This window comes from Paenirhodobacter sp. (assembly GCF_041916475.1).
Taxonomy (GTDB): Bacteria; Pseudomonadota; Alphaproteobacteria; order Rhodobacterales; family Rhodobacteraceae; genus Rhodobacter.
The window spans coordinates 76,418-83,098 of record NZ_JAYRZN010000013.1; the positions used below are offsets into that span (position 1 = coordinate 76,418).

Below are 6,681 nucleotides of genomic sequence, written 5' to 3' on the forward strand. Positions count from 1 at the left end.
CCCTTCGGGGGCCTGATGGCGCAAAGGAGTTCGCCATGGGTTTTCAGGACGCCGTCCGCAAGTGCTTCAAGGATTTCGCCACCTTCCAGGGCCGCGCGCCGCGGTCCGAATTCTGGTGGTTCATGCTGTTCATCTTCCTCGGCCAGCTCGCCTGTTCGGTGCTGGACCGGATGATCTTCGGCTCCGGCACCTTCGTGACCGGCACCGGCTTCGCCTATTACGCCACCAACGGCGGCCCGATCGGGACGATCTTCACCCTGATCTGCCTGCTGCCCTCGATCTCCGTCGGCGTGCGCCGGCTGCATGACACCAACCGCTCCGGCTGGTGGCTGTTCATCACGCTGATCCCGCTGATCGGGCAGCTGATCTTGCTGTTCTTCTTCGTGCAGAAGGCCCCCGACGCGCCGCAGGAGCCCAACCGCTTCGGCCCGGCTCAGTAGCTGTAGTCGGCGTAGATCCGGCTGAGATCGCCCTGCCAGTCGCCCGCATAGCGGTCGAGCAGGTTATCGGCCGGGGTCCGGCCCGAGGCCACGGTCTCCACCAGCGGATCGAGGAAATGCGCCTCGTCGGCGATCACGCCATGGGTGCGGCCGCGCGCCTTCAGGCCAGCGCGCGCAATCTCCACCACCTGGCCCGCCAGCGCGCGCATCTGCACCCCATTTGCCGCACCGGCGAGGGCGGATTTCGCCGCCTCCCGGCGCAGTCCGTCGCGGGTTTCGGCGTCCCAGCCCTTCACCAGGTCCCAGGCCGCATCCAGCGCGCCGCCATCATACATCAGCCCGACCCAGAACGCGGAAAGCGCCGTCAGCCGCCGCCACGAGCCGCCATCGGCGCCGCGCATCTCGATGTATTTCTTCACCCGCGCCTCGGGGAAGACCGTGGTCATATGGTCCGCCCAGTCCGACAGCGTCGGCTTCTCGCCCGGCAGCGCGGGCAGCTCGCCCTTCAGGAAATCGCGGAAGCTCTGCCCGAGCGCGTTGATATATTGCCCGTCGCGGTAGACGAAATACATCGGCACATCGAGGACATAATCCACATAGCGCTCGTAGCCCGCCCCCTCTTCGAACATGAAGGGCAGCATGCCGGTGCGCGCGGCATCCAGGTTTTGCCAGATATTGCCGCGCCAGGAGCGGAAGCCGTTCGGCTTGCCGTCGAGGAAGGGCGAATTGGCAAACAGCGCCGTCGCCACCGGCTGCAAAGCCAGCGCGACCCGCATCTTCTTCACCATGTCGGCTTCGGAGGCATAGTCGAGGTTCACCTGCACCGTGCAGGTGCGGTACATCATCGTCTTGCCCATGGTGCCGACGCGGTCCATGTATTCGGTCATCAGCCGGTAGCGGCCCTTCGGCATCATCGGCATCTGCTCCTGCGCCCAGACCGGCGCGGCGCCGAGGCCGATGAATTTCGCCCCGATCCGGTCGCCGACCTGCGCCACCTCCTTCAGGTGGTTCGCAAGCTCCGCATCGGTTTCGTGCAGCGTTTCCACCGGCGCGCCCGAGAGCTCCAGCTGCCCGCCGGGCTCCAGGCTCACGTTGGCGCCGTTGCGGGTCAGGCCGATGATATTGCCCTGCTCCAGCACCGGCTCCCAGTCGAAGCCGTCGCGCAGGCCTTCCAGCATGGCGCGCACCGAGGCCGCGCCCTCATACGGCAGCGGCAGCAGGCTGCGGGCATCATAGCCGAATTTCTCGTGCTCGGTGCCGATGCGCCAATCCTGCGCAGGCTTCTCGCCCGAGGCGATATATTCGGCCAGTTGCTCGAACCGCTCGATCGGGCCGCCGCCCTGCTGGGGAATGGACATGTGCCCTCGCTTGGTTGTGGCGCCAACAGGTGGCGCTATCGCGCGTCTGTGTCAAGATAGCCCGCACCGGGGCGCGACCAGAGGCTCTGCGCGACCGTTTCCTGCCCAAGCGCGTCGGTCAGGCGGCGCATGTCGATGCCGGGGAGCGTGGCGAAGGCATCATAGAGCGCCTCAGCGCCCGCAGAGGCGATGGGGATCAGGATCGCCTGGCCATCCGCCGTCTTCAGCCGCCAGTAGCGCGCCGAGCGCAGCCGCAGCAGGCGGATCTCCGACAGATCGTTGAGCGCGACATAGCCGCCGAGCGCCGCCCCCGCGCCAAAATAGCCGATGCGGCCCTCGTCGATCTCGACCATGCCCGGATCGGTGACCGGCCGGGCGAAGCGCAGCCGGCGCAGCGCGCTCGCCCCCCAGACCAGCGCCACCGCCGCGAGCCCGAGGCCCACCCCCAGCAGGAACCACCCGCCCAGGGCCGCGATCCAGATCCCGAGCATGGCCGCCACCCCGGCCGCGATCACCTCGCGGTGCCGGTGCAGGGCGGCGCGCAGCTCGGGGCGCATCAGCGCCAGTCCCCGAGGGCAGCCTGCCACAGCGTGATCGCCGCGCAGGCCGCGGTATCGGCGCGCAGGATCCGCGGCCCGAGCGACACCGGCACCACGAAGGGAAGCCCGCGCAGCCAGCCGCGCTCGGCCTCGGAAAACCCGCCCTCCGGCCCGATCAGGATGGCCCAGGGGCCGGGGGGCAGCCCCGCCAGCGCCTCCGCCGCGCCGACCAGGCTCTCATCGGCCCAGAGCACCCGCCGCGCCGGATCCCAGCCCGCCATCAGCCGCCGCAGCGCCACCAGATCCGCCACTTCGGGCACATAGGTGCCCAGGCACTGCTCCGCCGCCTCCAGCGCATGGGCCTGCAGCCGGTCCTGGCGGATGCGCTGCGCATTGGTGAACTCCGTCTGCACCGGCAGGATCCGCGCGCAGCCGAGCTCCGTCGCCTTCTCCACGATGAAATCGGTGCGTTCCTTGCGGATCGGCGCGAAGATCAGCCACAGGTCCGGCGGGTCCAGCTGCGGCGCGGCCTGGGCGAGGCAGGTGAGCACGCCGCCCTTTTTTGCCGCCGCAGAGACCTCCGCCGTCCATTCGCCATCGCGCCCGTTGAACAGGGCTGTGCGGCTGCCCACGCCCTCGCGCATCACCGCGAACAGGTAATGCGCCTGCTCGGGGGTGAGCGGCACGGCTTGCCCCGGCCCCAGCGGGTGCTCTACATGGAGTCTGATCTTGGCACGTTCCATGAGGCGCAGGTTATGCAAGGCTCCCGTCAAACGCCAGAGGCTCAGGGTATCGTGGCCGATGCCGTGCGCGGCAATTGGGTGGACCGGCTGGCGCCGCCCGCAACGCGGCCCTATCTGCGGCTCAGCCGGGCGGACCGGCCGATCGGCACCTGGCTCCTGCTGATCCCGTGCTGGTGGGCGGTGGCGCTCGCCGCGGCTTCGGATGCGCCGCGGTGGGAGGATCTGTGGCTCGTCATCGGCGCCGCCATCGGCGCGTTCCTGATGCGCGGGGCGGGCTGCACCTGGAACGACATCACCGACCGCGATTTCGATGCCGCCGTGGCGCGCACCCGCTCGCGGCCGATCCCGTCGGGCCAGGTGACGGTGAAGCAGGCGCTGGCCTGGCTGGTGGCGCAGGCGCTGGTCTCGGCGCTGATCCTGGTCAGCTTCGCGCCGGCGGCAATCTGGCTCGGGGTGGCCTCGCTGATCCCGGTCGCGGTCTATCCGTTCGCGAAGCGGTTCACCTGGTGGCCGCAGGTGTTTCTCGGCATCGCGTTCAACTGGGGCGCGCTGCTGCTCTGGGCCGCGCACAAGGGCGCGCTCGGCTGGCCCGCGGTGGTGCTGTGGCTCTCGGGCCTTGTCTGGACCCTGTTCTACGACACGATCTATGCCCATCAGGACAAGGAGGACGATGCGCTTATCGGGGTCAAATCCACCGCGCGGCTCTTTGCCGAACGCACGCCGCAATGGCTCGCGGGGTTCCTGATCGGCACGGTGGCGCTGATGGAGCTGGCGATCTGGCTCGCGGTGCCTGCGGGGCCGAAGCTCTGGATCGCGGCTCTGGCGCCGCTGGCGATGGGCGCGCATCTGCTGTGGCAGATGACCCGGCTCGATATCGACGACACCGACATCTGCCTGAAGCTGTTCCGCTCCAACCGCGATGCCGGGCTGATCGCTGCGCTGTTTCTTGCCGTTGCCGCGATCGTGTGATTGCCCCGCGCCGGTGGCCCGCATAAGACGTGCGGGACCCGAACGGCCGCGAGGAGCCCCCGCGCATGAGCGCCCGCACCAAGATCCTGAGCACCGCCGCCTTCGCCTCGGCCGCCGTGATCGCGGCCTTTGTCGCGGGCGGCTCCGCTTCGATCATCGAGATCCGCTCGCGCAAGGCGGTGCAGCTGGCGATGGAAACCTATGGCCACAGCTGGGTCGATGTGCAGACCGACGGGCTGCAGGTGGTGCTGCTGGGCACGGCGCCCTCCGAGGCCGAGCGGCTGCGCGCCATGACCCGGGCCGGTGCGGTGGTGGATTCGGGCCGGATCGTCGACAACACCGACGTGGAGAACAGCCAGCAGATCCAGCCGCCGGATTTCACGCTGGAGATGCTGCGCAACGATGACGGGATCTCGCTGATCGGGCTGGTGCCGATGGCGACGGACCGGGCGGCGCTGGTCGCGGGGCTGCGCGGCGCCGCGGGCGGGGCCGAGGTCACCGACCTGCTCGAGGCCGCCGATTACCCCGCCCCGCCGAAATGGCAGCGCGCGCTGGATTTCGCGATCGAGACGATCAAGGCGATGCCGCGCGCGAAAATCTCGGTGGAGCCGGGGCGGGTCTCGGTGCAGGCGATCACCGACAGCCCCGCCGAGAAGACCCGGATAGAAACCTCGCTCGCCCGCCGCCGGCCGGCCGATCTGGAGATCGTCTCGGCGATCTCGGCGCCGCGCCCGGTGATCACCCCCTTCACCCTGCGCTTCGTGATCGACGATCAGGGCGCGCGCTTCGACGCCTGCTCCGCCGATACCGAGCGCGCCCGCGACCGGATCCTGGCCGCCGCGCGCGATGCCGGGACCGAGGGCGCGCAGGGCTGCACCGTGGGCATGGGCACGCCCTCGCCGCAATGGGCCGATGCGGTGGCGATGAGCCTGCGCGCGCTGAAGGAGCTCGGGCGCGGCACCGTGGCGCTGTCGGATGCCGACATCAGCCTCACCGCCGCCCCCGGCGTGACGCAGGAGAGCTTCGACAAGGTGGTGGGGGAGCTGGAATCCAACCTGCCGCAGGTGTTCTCGCTGACCGCGGAGCGGGAGCGCAGCCTGGCCGAAACCAGCGCCACGCCGCAATTCATGGCGATCCTCTCCGAGAACGGCCGGGTGGAGCTGCGCGGCCGGGTCAGCGATCAGCGCGCCCGCGAGGCGGTGGAGACCTATGCCCGCGCGCGCTTTGGCGCGGTCGAGGTCTATGGCGCGACCCGGCTGGACGAAACGCTGCCGCAGGGCTGGGGTCTGCGGACGCTGGCGGCGCTCGATGCGCTGGATACGCTGGCGGAGGGCTCGGTGGTGGTGACCCCAGATCTGGTCCGTGTGAGCGGGCGCACCGGCGATGCGCAGGCGTCCGACACGGTCTCGCGGCTGCTCGCGCAACGGCTGGGCGAGGCGGCGCCGATCGCGCTCGATATCCGCTATGACCGCCGCCTGGATCCGGTGCTGGGCCTGCCCACGGGCCCGGAATGCGTGGACCGGCTGAATGCGGTTCTGGCCGAGCACAAGATCACCTTCGAGCCGGGCTCGGCCGCCTTTTCCAAGGAAGCGCGCGCGACGATGGACCTGCTCGCCGCGGCGATGAAGGATTGCCAGGATTTCCGGATGGAGATCGCGGGCCATACCGACAGCCAGGGCCGCGACGAGATGAACCTTGCGCTGAGCCAGGACCGGGCGGCCGCGGTGCTGTTCGGGCTCACCGAGCGGCGGGTGCTGACCGGCAACCTGAGCGCAAAGGGCTATGGCGAGACCCAGCCCATCGCCGACAACGGCACCGAGGCCGGGCGCGAGGCAAACCGCCGGATCGAATTCGTGCTGCTGGATGAAAAGCCGCTGCGCGACGAGCCCGCGCCCGCGCCGCCCGCCGAGGAGCCTGCCGTGGCACCCCCTGCCGAAGCACCGGCCGCCGACCCCGCCTTCCCGGACGAGACCGGCGACAGTGCGCCGATGGACGAAGCGCCCATGGACGACACACCGGCAGACGCCGACGCCCCCGCCGAAGCGCCAGGGACTGAAGCCCTGCCCGGGCAGGATCCGTCGATCGAGATCCCGGTCGGCCCGGCGCAGGCGTCTCCCGCGCGCCCAGATGCCCGCCCTGACGGGCTCAAGATCCAGCCCTAGGACCCCGAGGACCGCTCATGAACCGCACCGAATTCGTTGTTGCCACGGCGATCATCCTGTTCCTGTTCTTCTGTATCGGCTGGTTCGCCTGCTGGCTGATCCACCGCCTGACCCGGGTCTCCAAGGCCGATATGGGCGAGCTGGAACAGATGGCGCAGGCGCTGCACGAGGCCGAAGAGGGCCGCGATCAGGCGCTGAGCTATCTCGAAAGCCGTGAAGCCGCGCTTGGCAATCAGCTCGCGCAGAGCGAGGCCGAATTGCGCGCCGCGATGGAGGGCCTGCGCGAAGCCCGCCGCGAAGCGAGCGAACTGCGCGCGGAGTTGGAGCGCGCCCGCGCCGCGCCCTGAACCTCTCCGGTTTTTCCGGCGGCTTCACCTCCTGAGTAGGATGGAGCATCATGCGCAGGACGATGAACAATTTTCCCCTGAAGTGCGTGAAGGCGCGGTGCGCCTGGTCGACAATGAGGGTCA

General features: G+C 69.7%; 7 protein-coding genes. 4 read left to right on the plus strand and 3 right to left on the minus strand.

Annotated elements, in window-relative coordinates; translation table 11 throughout:
- Positions 1 to 35: 35 nt before the first annotated feature.
- Positions 36 to 440 (plus strand): DUF805 domain-containing protein, encoded by a 405-nt coding sequence (locus ACOMG5_RS07620; protein ID WP_420343194.1) that lies wholly within the window; start codon positions 36 to 38, stop codon positions 438 to 440.
- On the opposite strand, the gene ACOMG5_RS07625 is transcribed toward ACOMG5_RS07620, so the two are convergent.
- Genes ACOMG5_RS07625 through ACOMG5_RS07635 form a run of 3 tightly spaced genes read right to left on the minus strand, consistent with a single transcriptional unit; the run spans position 434 to position 3,080 of the window.
- Positions 434 to 1,798, minus strand: coding sequence for a glutamate--cysteine ligase (locus tag ACOMG5_RS07625; protein ID WP_420343195.1), 1,365 nt, complete (start codon positions 1,796 to 1,798; stop codon positions 434 to 436). The two genes, ACOMG5_RS07620 and ACOMG5_RS07625, sit on opposite strands and share 7 nt — an antisense overlap.
- A 35-nt stretch (positions 1,799 to 1,833) precedes the next feature.
- Positions 1,834 to 2,355 (minus strand): hypothetical protein, encoded by a 522-nt coding sequence (locus ACOMG5_RS07630; protein ID WP_420343196.1) that lies wholly within the window; start codon positions 2,353 to 2,355, stop codon positions 1,834 to 1,836.
- Positions 2,355 to 3,080: a 16S rRNA (uracil(1498)-N(3))-methyltransferase gene (locus ACOMG5_RS07635; protein ID WP_420343197.1), complete on the minus strand. Its 726-nt coding sequence runs from the start codon at positions 3,078 to 3,080 to the stop codon at positions 2,355 to 2,357. The genes ACOMG5_RS07630 and ACOMG5_RS07635 overlap by 1 nt, the downstream gene beginning before the upstream one ends.
- Positions 3,081 to 3,092: 12 nt before the next feature.
- Between ACOMG5_RS07635 and ubiA the strand changes: the two genes are divergently transcribed.
- The 3 genes from ubiA (at position 3,093) to ACOMG5_RS07650 (ending at position 6,558) form a co-directional block, all read left to right on the plus strand.
- Entirely contained in the window at positions 3,093 to 4,049 is a 957-nt protein-coding gene (gene ubiA / locus ACOMG5_RS07640) for a 4-hydroxybenzoate octaprenyltransferase (RefSeq protein WP_420343198.1), read from the plus strand.
- 65 nt (positions 4,050 to 4,114) lie between these two features.
- A complete protein-coding gene (locus ACOMG5_RS07645) occupies positions 4,115 to 6,211 on the plus strand; it encodes an OmpA family protein (RefSeq protein WP_420343199.1) in 2,097 nt (698 codons plus the stop codon).
- Positions 6,212 to 6,228: 17 nt separating this feature from the next.
- Positions 6,229 to 6,558: a hypothetical protein gene (locus ACOMG5_RS07650; protein ID WP_420343200.1), complete on the plus strand. Its 330-nt coding sequence runs from the start codon at positions 6,229 to 6,231 to the stop codon at positions 6,556 to 6,558.
- Positions 6,559 to 6,681: the final 123 nt, after the last annotated feature.